A 15,553-nucleotide genomic window follows, 5' to 3' on the forward strand; every position below is an offset into this window, starting at 1 on the left:
CTTAGAGTTATGATTTTGCGGGCGCTTCCTCTGCGCCCCCGGGTCTATCGCTGGTACACGACGCGCCCTTCGAAATAGGTCGTCAGTACCTTCGTCTCGGCGATCCGGTCTGTCGGAACGTCGAATGCATTCTGATCGAGAACGATGATGTCCGCGGACTTGCCGGCTTCGATCGAGCCGGTTTGGTGATCCAGCCCGACCGCGCGGGCGGAGTTGATCGTGTAGATCGCGATCGCCGTTTCGAGATCGATCGCCTGTTCCGGCCAGAGCGCACGGCCCGCGAACGCGCCCGACGGATTGCGCCTGGTGACGAGCCCTTCGATGCCGTTCCAGGGATCCGGTATCGGCGAGACCGGCCAGTCGGACCCACCGGCCATGAGCGTTCCGGCGTTGATGAGATCGGCGACCGGCCAGAACTTTTCGGCCCGCTCCACGCCCATCGCCTCCTTGTGTCCCTCAAGGAAAGTGGTCGGATACCAGATCATCGGACAGAGGTCGGCCGCGACACCGAGCTTTGCAAAACGCGGAATGTCCTCATCGCGGATGTAGCTTGCATGCGCGATGTGATGCAGCACGCGCGCAGGGCCGTTGAAGTGACGGACCGCCTCGACCGCATCCAGCATCTGCGTGACGGAAGCGTCGCCAGTGCAGTGAATCTTCAGCCCCATGCCGAGCTTTTCGGACATGTCGATGTAGCGCACGAGCTCGGGCAGGGAGACGAGCGTGTGGCCGCGATACGCCGGCCCATGCACCGCGTCTTCCACATAGGGCTCGTGGAAGGCTGCGGTCTTCGCGCCCGGCACGCCATCGAGGAAGATCTTCGTAAAATTCGGGTGGACGCGCTCGCTGCGGAATTCCTCGCGCCGCGCCAAAAGCTCGGCGCCCGACAGGCCGAACATGAAGCTCGGTTCCACCAACGGAATCGAGGTCACCGCCCGGGCGGTCAGCTCTCCCTTGCGGTCGAGGCTGGCAAGAGCGGCCATGACCGGCAGCACGGACGCCGCGTCCTGGAAAGCAGTGATGCCATAGGCACTGTTGCTTCGGACGGCCTGGGCGACCGCAGCTTCCGCCATTTCGTCGGTGAAGTCTTCGGCCGCTACTCGCTCGACGATGCCGGCAGCCGACTCGATCAGGATGCCCGTAAGCCGGCCAGTCTTCGGATCGCGCCCAAAGGAACCTTCCGTCGGATCGCGGCTATCCTGGCGAATGCCGGAAAGCCGCATCGCCTCGCTGTTGATCCAGCGGTTGTGGGCCGTCTCGTCGCGCAGCAGCACTGGATGACCTTGGCTCGCCTCGTCCAAACGGGCAAGCGCCGCCTCGGTGTTGAGCTCCGTGAGCATGTCGGCGCCCCACTGGCTGCCGAAAATCCACTGCCCCGGCTGGGCGTCCGCCGCCGCGGCCCGTACATGGCCGAGAATCTCGTCAAGCGTCGCAGATCCGGGAAAACGCCGCTCGAAGAGCTCGGCCTGCCCGCCCATGAGGATGTGGTTGTGCACATCAACGAAGCCGGGCATCGCCATGCGGCCTTCGAGATCGACGACCAGGGTATTCGCGCCGGCATGGCGACGGACATCGCCTTCATTGCCAACCGCAAGGATCCGGCCATCGGCGATGGCCACAGCCTCCGCCCAGCGCCTTTCGGGGTCCATGGTGTAGATGCGCCCATTGACGAGAACCGTATCGGCGCCCCGGTCTGCGGAATTCATGTGACCCTCCCCTCGGCTCTTTATTTGAGCCGACAGCTATGCGCCGAGGATGCATGACCCCGATGGCCGAGTCAATGTATTTCACACGTTAAATATATGCGGCTGCTGGCGTCCCGCCAGATCGTGGGGCTCCCGGCGGCCCGTAGGAGACACTCGCGGGCCAGTCCAGGGAAATTCCGCAATCTTGCAGCCAGCGCGTCTTATCGATGATCGCAGAGCTTGCTGGCTTCGAAGCGCTTGGTTCTGCTGACCCCGGTTTAGCGTTAGACCCCGTTCCGTAAGTGTCGAAGTTTAGTCCTGATTACATCCAGAAATAGCTCGACTTTGCGGGATCTGTGCCGCTTTTGCGGGAACACCGCGAAAATGCCACCGGTCGGCAAAGTCCAATCCGGAAGGACACGCACGACGCGCCCTAACGCGACATCTTCGGCAACTTGATAGTCGGGGAGCACTGCAAGTCCTCCATCCGCCATGACTGCTGCACGGACCGCGCTTGTTGTTGATATCGACAGACGGTAGTCGAAACGCACCTGCTGAACATTGTTGTCGAAACTGGTGAAAGACCAACTGTCAGGCTGCCTAAGAATAGACAGTTCAATGAAGGGCCAATCCGCCAAATTCTGGGGTTTCTTGACGCGTGCCAGGCGATCGGACCAGGACGGCGGTGCGACTAGCCACTGCGAAAAGGAGCCAAGCAGCGCCGCAGTATGGCTGCTGTCGCGCGGCCATCCCAATCTAATGGCCACATCGATACCTTCGCCGACGAGATCGACAATTTGATCAGAGGCAATCAAGTCGACCTTCAGCCCAGGAAACTGGTTGATCAGGGAGACCAGGATTGGCGTCACCACGCTTGCTCCGAAGTCCGCAGACGTGGTCACCCGCAACACGCCACGAATGTCGAAGTTCTCACGGTCCAAGGCGGTCACGGCGTCGTCGACCTGACGCAGTATCGCCGTACATGCCTCGAAGAACTGGCGCCCGGCGGCCGTCAGCCCGAGATGGCGCGGGTTGCGCAGTATAAGGGTTGTGCCGACCTCAGCTTCGAGCCGCGACAGATGCGTGCTGATCGCAGATTTGGCCAGTCCCGTGCGCTGTGCGGCCTCCGACAGCGAGCCAGCCTCGATCACGCAAACGAATATCGAGAGCCGGTTGAGGTTGATGTTGCGGATGTCGGTCATGCGTTCGCTTTAGTAGAACAATAAGTAAGGTGCGCGACGGCTTTTATCCCTTCCAAATCAAACATATGGTTCAGTGACGGACCATCCGCCGGATGGCCAGCATCGGAGCGACCATGCAAAACACCTCCCCGCAAGCCGTGCTGCAGGCCTATATCGACGGGTCGCGCGACCTGGATCGCGCCAAGTTGGCAGGGTGCTTTCATCCCAGCGCGATCATGACGGGCTTTCTGCTCGACAACGCCATCGTGGGAACGCCGGAACTCTATCTCGCCGACATTGATCGTATGGTGTCGCGCGGTGTGTCGAACGAAGGCTACGAGGCCCATGTCGAAGACCTGACCGTACAGGGCTCCGTCGCCAGCGCTACGGTCGTCATGTCCGGGTTGGCCGGCTTGAACTTCAACGACTTCATGCATCTGGTCGAGGAAGAAGGCCGCTGGAGCATCATCAGCAAGCTTTTTACGACCGTCTAGGCCGGCATTGACCCAGGTGCAGAGACGGGCCTGTCCCTTGATCGGACAGACATGGATTTCCATTGCGCACATAAGGAGCCGTGCATGGCAGCTACAAACAGTACAGCAACGGACTGGGCAAGGCGGGACGCACGGGTCGTCCAACATCCACACGGCGATGCCGCGGATCCAGACCGCCTCGTCCTGGTTCGCGGCAAGGGATCGACACTCTGGGACGTCGAAGGGCGCGAATATATCGACGCCCATGCCGGCGCCTGGCTGACACAGGTTGGCCATGGACGTGAGGAACTGGCGAAGGTGGCGGCGGAGCAGATGTCGGCCCTGGCCCATTTCACGATCATGAACGATTTCGCCAATCCTCCAACGATCGAGTTCTGTGAGAAGCTCGTCGAGCGGGCACCGAAAAACATTGCCAAGGTGCGCCTGATGGGCAGCGGCTCGGAGGCCGACGACGAAGCCTTGCAACTCGTCCGGCTCTTTCACTACAGGCGCGGCCAACCGCAACGGACCAAGATCCTGGTGCTGCGCGGCTCGTACCATGGCCGCACCTATGGCGGCGCCGAGCTCGCTGGTGGGCGGCCCGGCATTGGCGAGGTGCCCGACGGGGCGATCATGCTGACGCCGCCCTGGCCTTATCATGCCGAGCTTTTTGGCGGCGAGAACCTGACCGATTTCTGCGTACGCGAACTCGAACAGGCGATTGCACGGGTTGGCGCCGAGAACATCGCGGCGATGTTCGGCGAACTGGTTATGGGACCGGCCGGGATGATCCCCGCACCGGACGATTATTGGCCCCGCATGGTCGAGGTGCTGAGATCGCACGGAATCCTGTTCGTCGCGGACGAGGTGGTGACGGCTTTCGGCCGCGCCGGCGCCTGGTACACCTCCCTCGACTATCATCTGGCGCCGGACATCATCGTTCTCGCCAAGGGTATTGCGAGCGGCTACGTGCCACTCGGCGCCCTGCTGCTGGACGGCGACGTGGCCGACGTACTGGATGGCGCGTCGGGTGGCGGATCTTATGCCGGACATCTGATGGCTTCCGCCGTCGCCTCGGCCAACATCGACATCATCGAGAGGGAGAACCTTCTCGAAGCCTCCCGCCTGCGTGGCGCGCAATTCCTCGAAGAACTGCGCGAATTGCTCAACCTGCCGGTCGTGGGCGACGTTCGCGGCCGTGGCCTGATGGTCGGCGTCGAGCTGGTGTCCGACAAGACGACCCGGCAGCCCCTGTTGGACCGCTTTCCCAACCTGAAGAAGGATATCGACCGGTTCGTGCGGACAAGGCATGGAGTCATTCTCGGCATTCACGGCGGAACGATTGCGCTGACACCGCCGTTGGTCATCACGCCACGAGAGGTGAGCCGCGTTGTCGATGCGGTGGGGGATACCCTGGCGAGGGTCAATATCCACACCGGCCGGATCGACTGAAAGGGCCCGCCAAAGTCTCTGTCTGCGTCCCTGCGATTAAAAAGGGCCGCCGGCGGGTCACCCGCCGGTTTCGCTTTGCTTAGACCTTAGCCTTGTAGGTTGGGTCCAGCGACAGGGCATGGAAGATGAAAGGGCGCTTGACGTAGTGGAAGCCGAGCGGGCAGTGCCTGACGCCGGCGGGAATGTAGATCGAGCCAGACTTGTTGATGATGCGCCGTTCGCCCTCGATGTCGATATAGAGTTCCGCGCCCAGATCCTGCGGATTGTCGGGATCGCTGCCGGTCCAGATCAAGACTTCGTCGTAGTCGTGAACGTGTTCGGAAACCCAATGCAGATGGCGGTCGAATGGCGTGATCCAGATATGGGTCATGTGGATCTTCGACTTAGGCTGAACCAGGGTGCCGACTAGCTCGAATCCGCCAGTATTCGGCGGATTCTCCAAATCCGCAAGCGCCCCTTCGGCTGTGAAGTCTACCTGGAGCAGTGGTAGCGTGTCGTTGAGCAGTCCATTGAAAAGACTCATCTTCTTCTCCTCCTCTTGATGAATGGAAGTCCTGGAAATCTCATCGCGAATCGCCGGCTGATTACAGCATCGTGGCAACCGACGCCTCTTGGCCAGCGTCAGCGGACGGCAGCTGCAACATGTTTGTGAGCAGCGATTGCGTGTAGGGGTGGCGCGGTGAACTCAGAACCGTGTCGATATCGCCGCATTCGACGATACGCCCGGCGCTCAGCACCACAACCGAATCGGCGATATTGCGCACAACCGCCAGGTCATGCGTGACAAAAAGCATGCCCAATCCATCATCGAGCAGGCTGCGAAGCAATTCGATCACGGAGGCCTGGACGGACACGTCGAGCGAGGAGGTCACCTCGTCGCACAGCAGTACGCTAGGCTCAGCGACCAGCGCGCGTGCTATCGCGACGCGCTGGCGCTGCCCGCCGGAGAGTTCGGCCGGATAGCGCGTGGCCAGATCCGGAGAGATGCCCACCCGCTCGAGCGCCTTCGCAACGACGGTCCCGGACCGTTTAGGCGTTGTCCCCCGGCCAATGTCCAGCGCCGCGGCCAGACTTGCCCCGACGGTGCGTCGCGGGTTGAGCGAGGCATTGGAATTCTGGAAGATGTATTGCAGCCGCAGGCGGGCATTCTGGTCACGCAGGCCGACAGTCAGCGGCAAGGGTCTGCCATCGAGTGTGAGCTGGCCAGTGACATTGCCGTGCAATCCGATCAGGCATCGCGACAACGTCGACTTGCCGCTGCCCGACTCACCCACGACGGCCAGGCATCGGCCCGGCTCGACCTTGAGGCCCACGTCGAACAGGATCTGCCGGTTGCCATAAAAGGCATCGATGCTTCTCGCCTCCAGTATGGGGCGCGTTTCGGTCGGGCGACAGGCCGGGTGGCCGACTGCGACCGATCGCGCCCCAAATGTCTGCACCGGCTCGGGGCGGACGCAGCGCACCAAAGTGTTCCCTGCCAGATTCAACGCCGGCCGGACACTGCATTCCTCGACCACATACTCGCATCGATCCGAGAAAATGCAGCCGCTTGGCCCCTCGCCGACCCCCGGCACGCGCCCATGGATCGGCCGCAATGCCTGCCGCGCCTGGATGGAAGGAACGGCATCGAACAAAGCGCGCGTGTAGGGGTGACGCGGCGCCGACAGGACATCCTGCATGCACCCCTGTTCGACCACCTGACCGCCATACATGACTGTCACATGGTCGGCGACATTGGCGATCACGGCGAGGTCGTGGCTGACGTAGATTGCGGTCAAACTGTCTGAGATGCAGAGTTGCCGGATCAGATCCAGCACCCGGGCGCGCGTCGAGACGTCGAGCCCGGTCGTGGGCTCGTCGAGGATGATCAGCCTAGGCTTAGCGATCACGGCCATGGCAATGGCGATGCGCTGCTGCTGCCCGCCCGACAATTGGCGCGGCTTGCGTTGCAAGAAGGAGTTATCGTCGGGCAGGCCAACCTTGCGCAATATCTCCCGCGCGCGGGCGTTCTTCTCCGTCCTGTTGCCGGCAAGTACCTCGGTCAGCAAAGTTTCGAGCGACAGCATCGGGTTCAGCGCCGCACCCGGATCCTGGGCGACATAGGCAACCACTTCGCGCCGAGCCGCGCGTAGCTCGGCCTTGTCCAGCTGGAGCATATCGGTTTCGGCCACTCGTACCGACCCGTGCGCGATGCGTAGGCCGCGTCGCGCATAGCCAAGCAGCGCCAGCGCCAGCGTCGACTTGCCCGAGCCGGACTCGCCGACGATGCCCATCACCTCACCCACACGCAGCGCAAGCGAAACATCTTCAATGACCAGCGCTCCGTCCGAGCGTTCAACGGTCAACCCTGAAGCCCAAGGTCATGCCTTGCCCTCGGTTCGGGCGATCACGCGCGCGGCGCCTTCGGCGATCAGACTGCCGCCGATGGTGTAGAAGACGATCATGACGATCGGGGCGAGCGCGGCAAAGGGCTGGGCACCGAGGCCGCTGCCGTTTTCGCTGACCATCAGCCCCCAGTCGGCGGCCGGCGGCTGGATGCCGTAGCCGATGAAGCTCATGGACGAGAGAATACCGACTGACCAACTCAGCCTCAGGCCCAGTTCGACCAGCAGCGGCGAAGAGACATTAGGCAACAGTTCGCGCAGGATGATCACTAGTCCGGGTGTGCCGACGGCCTTGGCCCACAGCACATATTCCCTATTGAGAAGCGGAAGGGCAGCGCCGCGGATCACGCGGGCAACCCCGGGCATCAGGGTCAGGACGATCAAGCCCACCAGCAGGAGGGGTTGTGGCCCGAACACCGACACGCACAGAAGCGTCAGGAGAACTCCCGGGAAGGCGAGCAGAACGTCCAGCGACCGCATCAGGGCCAGATCGACCCAGCCCCCTCGATAAGCGGCCACGAGGGCGATCGCAGTGCCTATCGTGACGCTGAGCAGAGCCGAAATGGGCGCCATCCAGGCGAGATAGACGCCTCCGCAAAGCACGCGGGATAGAACATCGCGCCCGAGATTGTCTGTTCCCAACCAAGCGTCCGCCGAGGGCGAAACATATGGCCTGCCCACGGGCGCGGCCGGGTCGTAGGGCGCAAGCAAGGGGCCGATCGCGATCAGCGCCGTCATGGCGACCAGCAGCACGACGCCCCAACGGACTTGAACGGAGGCCCAAAGACGCCACCAACCGACCGGCCGTGGGCGGAAACGCCGACGCAATACGACTGTCAGTTCCACGTCTGTGCTCACGCCTGGGACCGTCCCTGCTGCGTTGACGCGTCATCTCTTTGGGCGAGTGCGTCAGCGATAAGATTGAGGATGAAGTAGGCCGAAGCGATCACAAGAACGTTCGCTTGAATCACCGGCAGATCCCGGTTCGTAACGGCATCGACCAGGGCACTGCCGATGCCCGGATAGGCAAATAGGTATTCCACCACGACCACGCCGCCGACCGTGAAGGCGGCCACGAGGCTAGCGGCCGGGATGATTGGCGCCACCGCGTTCGGCAGTGCATGACGAAACAGGATCCGGCTCGGGGACATCCCCTTGAGGATGGCCGTCTGGATGTATTCGGTCGCCATCACGTCGATAACGGCGACCCTAACCAATCTGGCAAGATACATCACGCCAGGGATGATCACCGTGATGGCCGGAAGCACCAAGGCATCGGGATAGGAAAACGGCGAGTCTCCCGGCGGGATGAACGAAACCGCTGGCAGCACATGCAGCACCGTGGTGGCGAAGAGCGCAACCAGTACCGTTCCGGTGACGAAATCCGGCACGGCATTCGCGACCATCGACATGCCGAGAAACAGCCTGTCGACGAAGCCATCGCGGAACTGGGCGGCGATCACCCCGACAAGCAGAGACAGCGGCAACATGACGGCCAGCGCCACTCCGCTCAGGGTCGCCGAGTTGCGGACCCCGAGCGTAAGAATTTCCGCCACCGGCTGCCCATTCGCGAGAGAAACGCCCCAGTCCCCATGCAGAATGCCGCCCAGCCAAGTGAGGTATTGCCACCATAGCGGCTGGTCGAGGCCAAGCTGAGTGCGAAGCGCAGCCAGTTGGTCCTGCGTTGCACTTTGCCCCAGGATCATGTTGGCGACGTCGCCGGGCAACGCCCTCGCGGCCAGAAAGATCAGCAAGGACACCGCGAGTAAGGTTAGCACCCCTTGCATCAGCCGGCCAAGCAGCGGCCAAGCCCAGGCGAGCACCCCGATCACCGCACTGTCGTTCGGACTGTCGACGCTCATCGCACCGCACTTCCTCGCAATTCCGCCGCTACTTGCTGACGGTGACGCCCGCGTAGTGGATCGGCGTGCGGCCGTAGAGGTCCGGCTGCAATCCGCTGACTGTGTCCCGATAGACGGTGATGTTTTCCGGATAGGCGGCGACGATGTGGCCGCTGCGCTTGTATTCGATCGCCTGTAACTGCGTGATCAGCTTGCACTGCTCGGTCAGATCGCCTGTGCTTTGCAGCTTCTTTGCAAGGTCGTTGTATTCGGCGTCGTCGAAATGCGTAGCATTCTCGCCCTGCCCCGGCAGCAGGGCCGCGAGCGTCGCGGTCTCGTAGGGCCCGCTCGTCAGGCTGATCAGAAACGGCCATTCCCGCCAGCGGTTGAGGAAGGAAGCCGGATCGAGGCGACGCACTTTGATGGCGATGCCCGCTTGCGCGGCCTGCTGCGCATAAAGCTGTGCCATCTCCATCATGCCCGCGAAGGCACCGTCCGTCACCAGCTCGAGCTTGAGGTTGGTTTTCCCGGCCTCGGCCAGCAGTTGTTTCGCCTTGGCGATGTCCTGCACGCGCTGTGGCTCCGCAGGCGCCGGACAGGCGGTGTTGTTGCCCAGGAAGTCATTGGCGATCTTTGCATAACCGCCAAAGGCGTTGTCGACGATCTGCTGACGGTCGATCACCAGCTTGAGCGCTTCAAGTACCCGACTGTCGTTGAATGGTGGAGTGTCCACCCGCACTGCCAGCATCGGGTAGGTCGCTGTACCGCTGATCACCGTCTTCAGCTTCGGATCCTTGGTCAGTGCCGGTACATCCGTGTAGGGCACTGAATACGCCACGTCGATTTGACCACCGCGCAGAGCATTGGTGACGGCTTGTTGATCCCTGAACCCAATGATGCGAAGCTTATCGAAGCCGGGCTTTTCACCCCAATAATCTTCGAAGCGGGTCAGTCGAGCTTCCTGTCCCGGCGTAAAGGACTCGAGCTTAAACGGCCCGGTGCCGACTACAGATCCATCATCAGCAATAGCGCGCATCCTGAAATCGTTGTCTGCAAAAGCATTGGCGAACAGGCCGAAGGGGCGCTTGAGGGTAAATTCTATCGTTAGGTCGTCGATCTTATGCAGTTTGGTGGGATCGACGAAATCGATCTGACTGGAGACGACGAAATTGTTTGCCGGATCCATCATGTATTTGACGCTGGCGATCACATCGTCGGCAGTGAACGGCTTGCCGTCATGGCGCTCGACGTTGGGCCGAAGCTTGACTGTCCAAACATCCATGGTCGCGTTCGGGGTCATGGACTCGGCGAGTTCCATCACCACGGCGCCCTTGGAATCGTAAGCAGTCAGACTGTCATAAAGCTGATCGTAGAGAGAGCCGGCGGACGCTGAGCTTGTCGGTGAGTATGGCTGCACCATGTCCTTGCTGTTGCCGATGACGCCAAGCACAAGCTCTTGCGCTTGCGCGAGGGTATGGGTCGTCAGGACTGTTGTGGCGGCCAGCAGAGCGACCGTTACAGCGCGATTGAATTTCATCGGTATCATAGCCATGGTTCCTCCCCCAGATATGCCGGCCTGCGCTCTTGCCTCGACATTCGGGCGTGTTCTTGTTTGGCGACCGTGCCCGTACAAACAACACCTGCCGCGAAGGCCTGTCTTGGAGCGAAACGAAACCCGACTTGGGCTTGAACGAAATATCGATGTCGGAGACCATTGTCGTGAAGGCCACTTAGAGCCCCCACCCGTCACCTCAGAAAGGCTCTCGGAAAAGTGAGCGTGATGGCACGCTCACCGGAAGCTCCCCACGGCGGACGTTCTTGTGAACCTGGTGAACGCGGTGAGGTGGGCGGTTCGCTAGTGCGTTCTTCTATTCGGTGTCGATTTAAGAAGATCGCTCGGCGCGCAGGCGAACAGCTCTTTGAAACACCGATTGAAATAGGACAGGTCGTTGAAGCCTGCCGAATAAGCGACATCCGCGATGGTCTGCGTACCGCGCTGGAAGCGAAGCTGCTTGATCTTCTCGTGTGCGAAACGCAAACGCTTGTCGCGAATGAAGTTGGTGCAGGTCGTCCCTAGACCCTGAAAATGCAGCTGCAGGATCCGAATAGACACCCCGACTCGCTTCGCCAGCCACTGCGCGGAAAGGTACGGACCCGTCAGGTGCTGATCGATCAGAATGTCGACCAGTTGCAGTCGTCCGGATGCCAGGTCGCCTAGCGAGTCGAACGAAAGCACGCTTTCCACGTTGGACACAAAGGCCTGCCGGGTCGCGTCGAGCATCAATTGGCGCAAGCTCGCGGCGTGCAGATCGCTCTCAGGTGTTGCAAGAACCTTGGCCACCAGGGCCCGCAGTGTAACAGCCATCGGGTCGACGGCGTCAAGCGTGCGCGCCACGTCGAGCTTGTCGCCTCCGTGAAAATACATCGGCTGCCGCGGTAGGTTCAGGGAGAGATGATTGCTGAACTTGCCGCCGAAATGGAATGTCGTGGGCTGGGTGGAATCGACCAGGATGCAATCACCTACGTTCAAGGCGCTTTGCCGGCCGCTGTGCTCCACCCCGCACGAGCCTTCGAGTTGCACGATCAGGAAAAGCTGTTCGATCGCGTCACGCCGAACATCGTCCCAATCATGCTCGACGCGATCGAGGTCGTTGGAGATATGGGAAAATTCCATGCCGCATGCGTTGATCCGCCGGGCTTCGCCGCGAATGTCGAGGTTTGTATCCATCGCGCTGGGGCGGAAGCTGCCACAGGTGTAGTGAAGATCATCAACCCAGCGACTGAATGGTGTCCGTATCCGATCTTTGTGGAGCAGATCCGCAGAGCTCAACAGGTCCAACGTTGCCTCACACCAATGCAGGACAGATCATTTAGCTTGTTAAGTAACAGATATTGGCCCGTGCAACAAGCGCGAGGTCTTCATCAACATTCGGCGCACCGACACCAGCTGGACCGCGATTGACAACCCGGCCAGGGCAGAAGTGCCTCTGCCAGCATCGCTCTTCTGGATATGATATTTCGCGAAGGTAAGAGCGAACATTCGGGCCATCACGCAGACAAGGCAAAATGCCTTCGGGCGCGTGCTCACCGCCGATCATAACCCCGCTTGATTTGCATTTCGTATATGCAAATCCTTCGGCGCTGTTTGACAAATTGAATGCTGGTCATTCTCCCCCTCCCAGCTCTTAGCAGATGATGCAGGTAAGTGCCCGGCCTTCGACAACCCATCCTAGAGAAAGGCTGGCGCTTTCATGGCCCGATGATGCAGCTGCTTGTTGGTCTGAGAAAGTCGCCGCCGAAGCCACAGCTGGCCGCTTTGCACCTGTCGATTCAACGAGTATTCTCACGGCATGTTGGCACCCTATCAGAACGCAAAATCCTTGAAGCAGCGCATGACCGAGTTTCTCTCGCGACCGGATGCACAAGCCGACCTGAAGAAGCTCTGGACTTGGGTAAACGACGTTCGGCGTCAGCCTGGTTCACCGTTCTTGTGGGACCCGCAACCACTTGTGCTTCAACCAAACGACACGATCTGCCGGATCACGGCAGAATGCGATCAGGCCTCGTTGGTGAAAACGTTGCACAAGCGACCCGCCTTTTTCGCCCTTAGAGCTTCAAAACTTAATGACTACCGGGTTTGGCAGAGGGACAGGCCGGGGCGAATTGTTATTCTTCGGGGTAGACCCAGGGCGGATTTATCCGGAATCGCCGTGAGGATGTATGACATCGTCAACGCGGTTTGTTTTGATCGGCCAGTGGCCGGAGTTCACCTTGGCGAAGTGCCTATGCTGCGAAGAATCTGCGAGGTCGACGACAATGATCAGCTTGCGCTCGCAATACAGCGCTGGATCGTTGTCTACCTGTTCCGAAAATTTCTCTCTAAGCCCCTGGACTTCATCGATGATCGCGGCCCAGACGGCAAGCCGCTCGACGAACTTCTTGTGGTCGATCCACTCAAGACCCTTCAACTTGGTGTGAGATGGCAGTAGCGTCCCTGTTCAAAAGGACCTCAGGGCGATGCCAGTCAAATCAAATGCTATCATCAGGGTTTGCCAGGCAAACGAGGATGGAACCGAACGAGAAGATCGCATCTTCAGGAAACCTGATGGCAGTGGGTTCAATCACGCATGTTACGATGACGATGAAACGCCGGATGAAAGCCCGCAAGACGGCTTCCGATTCATCCCTGACAGGAATGCCGATATAACCATCAAACTTCTGACGAACGAATACCTCGAGGACCACTTGTAAAGTTCATTGCACTTGCCAAAGATACCTTTTCAGGGCTCGCAGGTCTGACTAGCGGTCGGCTGGCTGACACCCGCCGAGTTCGCTCAGACCATCAACCCGCGACGTGATGCAGTGCTGCGCAGCCGAAATGGCTCCGCACCGCAACCCGCCGCTACCGCCCCAAATGCAGCAACCCAAAACCGCTGGAGCGAACTCAAAACTGGATAAAACTTGGGGGCAACGTCAAGGGCGTTGCGATCGGCTGCATGGACTTGATACGTCCTTCGCCATATCCAGCCAGTTGTCTCGACCGTGGCAAACCAAACTCGTCCTTGCGGCAAGACAGATGATTGGATGGGCCAGCATGGAACCATGCCGCAAGCGCGGTCCATCAAAGCAGCACTTTACTACATTAGCGCGGCTCACAGCGGAAAAGTCTCCGGTCCCCCATACAGACGAATGACATGGGCCAGGTCAATCCACACGAACTTTCGTGTGAGGATCCTTGGCTTCCCCAAACTTTTATCGTGTTGCTCTCACTCGCGCACTTGCGCTTGGAAGATTCAGAAAACCAGGTAGGAACACTATGAAGCGTAAGTCCACAATCGCCGTAATCATGGATGAAAACACCAGTGACGATGGTAGCCGATACGATACCTCAAAGAGCTACTTCACTGCTGTAAGCCGTGCCGGGGCTTTCCCATTCGGTATCCCCTATGTGCCTGAGCTGGTCGATCAAGTGGTCGAGGAATTCGATGGGTTCTTGAGCGTCGGTGGGCGTATAAACTTTCCTAAGGATTGGTACGTCGAAGGTGATCGGTCAAAATATCGGCCATCTGACCGTCTTTCTGTCGAGCTGGCGCTGATGGAGGGGTTTCTTGCACGCAACAAACCCGTACTCGGGATCTGCAACGGCATGCAAATGCTCGCATGCCTAAACGGCTGCCGGATGGTTTCTGATGTGCATTCCTCGTGGCCAGGTGCGATCAACCATGATCGGGGCAATCTACTCCACGACGTCCACATCCAAGCTGGCACAAGGATGGCTGACATTTTTAACGCTGAGACATTCGGCGTAAACACCTTTCATCGGGAGGCAATCGTAGAGATATCCAGCAACGTGGTTGTTACCGCCCGCGGGTCAGATGGAGTTGTCGAAGCGATCGAAGTACCTTCGCAATCGTTTGCCATGGGGCTACAGTGGCATCCGGAACTACTCGACGCCGAGGCCCACCCCGGCTCTCGTATCTTTGACGCATTCGTGGAAGCAGCAAGTCTGCGGCCGTAGCGACGCAGTGCAGGAGCGACTCTCATCGTTGGGCCGGCCGCGGTCGTTGTTGAGAAAGCTTGCGATCGGTCCCGGCGCTTTGCTCGGATAGCTATCCTCGTTCGGTACGCTGCCATTCGACGAGCTCAATGGCAATCGGCTGGCTGTTGTTCCAACGCGATCCAAATGCTCGCCCGCTGCAAGGCTGTTGATCTCGCGCTCGACATCAGGCTAAAGAATGCATGGAGCAGGTGCTGTCGCAACCTCTTACGTCACAGGACCGCTCCCGAGGCATTGACCGCTTTAACCTGGGCCACGTTCTTCGCCAGATGAACGCCAATTGTCCTTGCGTCCACCATTGACGCCTCTAGTGGTGTTTATCACCTCCACCAAATCTGGGCCGTTGGGGGACGTCCACCGCATCGGAACCAGAATTGGACGGCACCGCGCGATGCTAAAGGTTGTTGCCCGCGCGGCCCATAAGCATGCAAGCGGGAGCGTGCCGCGCCTGCAGAACGTGCTTCACTGGCGCTTTCATGGCCTGATAATCCAGCTGCTTATCGGTCTGGAGGAAGCGGTCGCTGAGGCCGCAGCTGGCCGCTTTGCACCTGTCGATTTTGGACTTTCCGTTTTCTGACGGTGATTTAGAAGTCGTTGATCGTAGGGTTTCGGCGCACTGGATCGCAGCTTTGGCTAGTACAGCGTGCTGTAGCGTAATGTTTGGTTGCGGGGGTTGGATTTGAACCAACGACCTTCAGGTTATGAGCCTGACGAGCTACCGGGCTGCTCCACCCCGCGTCAACTTGCTGGACCTTGGCCGGTTGCTGCCAAAGCAAATGGCCGCTCCCGTTTTATGGCGGGGGTGCGGCCGGCCGGCCCGCTTTCACGGGCCTTTTGTCGTTTGGAGAAGATTTGACATGCATTTGGCAGACCTGGCAGCGACTTACTCTCCCGCGTCTTGAGACGAAGTACCATCAGCGCTGGAGCGTTTCACGGCCGAGTTCGGAATGGGATCGGGTGCAGCCGCTCCGCCATAACCA

Annotated in this window: 13 protein-coding genes, 1 tRNA gene, 1 rRNA gene and 1 pseudogene; 5 read left to right on the top strand and 11 right to left on the bottom strand. The window is 60.0% G+C overall.

Annotated elements, in window-relative coordinates; genetic code table 11:
- Positions 1-44: 44 nt before the first annotated feature.
- Together C7I85_RS24660 and C7I85_RS24665 are read right to left on the bottom strand one after the other, a co-directional pair.
- Positions 45-1,706 (bottom strand): amidohydrolase, encoded by a 1,662-nt coding sequence (locus C7I85_RS24660; protein ID WP_106726664.1) that lies wholly within the window; start codon positions 1,704-1,706, stop codon positions 45-47.
- Positions 1,707-1,969: 263 nt separating this feature from the next.
- Positions 1,970-2,887, bottom strand: coding sequence for a LysR family transcriptional regulator (locus tag C7I85_RS24665; RefSeq protein WP_106726665.1), 918 nt, complete (start codon positions 2,885-2,887; stop codon positions 1,970-1,972).
- A 113-nt stretch (positions 2,888-3,000) separates the two neighbouring features.
- Between C7I85_RS24665 and C7I85_RS24670 the strand changes: the two genes are divergently transcribed.
- On the top strand, positions 3,001-3,360 hold the full coding sequence (locus tag C7I85_RS24670; protein ID WP_181257357.1) for a nuclear transport factor 2 family protein: 360 nt from the start codon (positions 3,001-3,003) through the stop codon (positions 3,358-3,360).
- A gap of 84 nt (positions 3,361-3,444) precedes the next feature.
- Positions 3,445-4,791 (top strand): aspartate aminotransferase family protein, encoded by a 1,347-nt coding sequence (locus C7I85_RS24675; RefSeq protein ID WP_181257359.1) that lies wholly within the window; start codon positions 3,445-3,447, stop codon positions 4,789-4,791.
- 79 nt (positions 4,792-4,870) lie between these two features.
- Here the strand turns inward: C7I85_RS24675 and C7I85_RS24680 are convergent, their stop codons facing one another.
- From C7I85_RS24680 to C7I85_RS24705, 6 genes are all read right to left on the bottom strand, one after another.
- On the bottom strand, positions 4,871-5,314 hold the full coding sequence (locus C7I85_RS24680) for a hypothetical protein (protein ID WP_106726668.1): 444 nt from the start codon (positions 5,312-5,314) through the stop codon (positions 4,871-4,873).
- Between the two features lie 61 nt (positions 5,315-5,375).
- The gene (locus C7I85_RS24685; RefSeq protein WP_210203076.1) at positions 5,376-7,136 is read right to left on the bottom strand and encodes an ABC transporter ATP-binding protein; all 1,761 of its coding nucleotides are present in this window, start codon (positions 7,134-7,136) and stop codon (positions 5,376-5,378) included.
- A 15-nt stretch (positions 7,137-7,151) separates the two neighbouring features.
- The gene (locus tag C7I85_RS24690) at positions 7,152-8,033 is read right to left on the bottom strand and encodes an ABC transporter permease (protein ID WP_210203077.1); all 882 of its coding nucleotides are present in this window, start codon (positions 8,031-8,033) and stop codon (positions 7,152-7,154) included.
- On the bottom strand, positions 8,030-9,037 hold the full coding sequence (locus C7I85_RS24695) for an ABC transporter permease (protein ID WP_106726669.1): 1,008 nt from the start codon (positions 9,035-9,037) through the stop codon (positions 8,030-8,032). Before C7I85_RS24695 ends, C7I85_RS24690 begins: the two co-directional genes overlap by 4 nt.
- A gap of 28 nt (positions 9,038-9,065) precedes the next feature.
- Positions 9,066-10,568 (bottom strand): ABC transporter substrate-binding protein, encoded by a 1,503-nt coding sequence (locus tag C7I85_RS24700; RefSeq protein ID WP_106726670.1) that lies wholly within the window; start codon positions 10,566-10,568, stop codon positions 9,066-9,068.
- A gap of 303 nt (positions 10,569-10,871) precedes the next feature.
- Positions 10,872-11,855, bottom strand: coding sequence for a helix-turn-helix domain-containing protein (locus tag C7I85_RS24705; protein ID WP_428832896.1), 984 nt, complete (start codon positions 11,853-11,855; stop codon positions 10,872-10,874).
- A gap of 553 nt (positions 11,856-12,408) precedes the next feature.
- Between C7I85_RS24705 and C7I85_RS30670 the strand changes: the two genes are divergently transcribed.
- On the top strand, positions 12,409-13,005 hold the full coding sequence (locus tag C7I85_RS30670; RefSeq protein ID WP_146148948.1) for a hypothetical protein: 597 nt from the start codon (positions 12,409-12,411) through the stop codon (positions 13,003-13,005).
- 40 nt (positions 13,006-13,045) lie between these two features.
- Here the strand turns inward: C7I85_RS30670 and C7I85_RS24715 are convergent, their stop codons facing one another.
- On the bottom strand, positions 13,046-13,261 hold the full coding sequence (locus tag C7I85_RS24715; protein ID WP_106726673.1) for a hypothetical protein: 216 nt from the start codon (positions 13,259-13,261) through the stop codon (positions 13,046-13,048).
- 60 nt (positions 13,262-13,321) lie between these two features.
- On the opposite strand from C7I85_RS24715, the pseudogene C7I85_RS32350 reads away from it, so the two are divergent.
- Positions 13,322-13,474: pseudogene (locus C7I85_RS32350) on the top strand (IS3 family transposase); the annotation flags it as partial.
- A 358-nt stretch (positions 13,475-13,832) separates the two neighbouring features.
- Positions 13,833-14,534 carry a gamma-glutamyl-gamma-aminobutyrate hydrolase family protein gene (locus C7I85_RS24725; protein ID WP_106726674.1) on the top strand — a complete coding sequence of 234 codons (702 nt, stop codon included), beginning with the start codon at positions 13,833-13,835 and terminating at the stop codon, positions 14,532-14,534.
- 700 nt (positions 14,535-15,234) lie between these two features.
- Here the strand turns inward: C7I85_RS24725 and C7I85_RS24735 are convergent.
- Together C7I85_RS24735 and rrf are read right to left on the bottom strand one after the other, a co-directional pair.
- A tRNA-Met gene (locus C7I85_RS24735) sits at positions 15,235-15,311 on the bottom strand.
- A gap of 132 nt (positions 15,312-15,443) precedes the next feature.
- A 5S ribosomal RNA gene (gene rrf, locus C7I85_RS24740) occupies positions 15,444-15,553 on the bottom strand; the annotation flags it as partial.

Source organism: Pseudaminobacter soli (ex Li et al. 2025) (genome assembly GCF_003012705.1).
In the GTDB taxonomy this organism is placed as follows: Bacteria; Pseudomonadota; Alphaproteobacteria; order Rhizobiales; family Rhizobiaceae; genus Pseudaminobacter; species Pseudaminobacter soli.

Bases quoted from the DNA above. Each gene is read 5' to 3' on its own strand.
- C7I85_RS24660 (WP_106726664.1), bottom strand. From the start codon at position 1,706: ATGAATTCCGCAGACCGGGGCGCCGATACGGTTCTCGTCAATGGGCGC.
- C7I85_RS24665 (WP_106726665.1), bottom strand. From the start codon at position 2,887: ATGACCGACATCCGCAACATCAACCTCAACCGGCTCTCGATATTCGTT.
- C7I85_RS24670 (WP_181257357.1), top strand. From the start codon at position 3,001: ATGCAAAACACCTCCCCGCAAGCCGTGCTGCAGGCCTATATCGACGGG.
- C7I85_RS24675 (WP_181257359.1), top strand. From the start codon at position 3,445: ATGGCAGCTACAAACAGTACAGCAACGGACTGGGCAAGGCGGGACGCA.
- C7I85_RS24680 (WP_106726668.1), bottom strand. From the start codon at position 5,314: ATGAGTCTTTTCAATGGACTGCTCAACGACACGCTACCACTGCTCCAG.
- C7I85_RS24695 (WP_106726669.1), bottom strand. From the start codon at position 9,037: ATGAGCGTCGACAGTCCGAACGACAGTGCGGTGATCGGGGTGCTCGCC.
- C7I85_RS24700 (WP_106726670.1), bottom strand. From the start codon at position 10,568: ATGGCTATGATACCGATGAAATTCAATCGCGCTGTAACGGTCGCTCTG.
- C7I85_RS30670 (WP_146148948.1), top strand. From the start codon at position 12,409: ATGACCGAGTTTCTCTCGCGACCGGATGCACAAGCCGACCTGAAGAAG.
- C7I85_RS24725 (WP_106726674.1), top strand. From the start codon at position 13,833: ATGAAGCGTAAGTCCACAATCGCCGTAATCATGGATGAAAACACCAGT.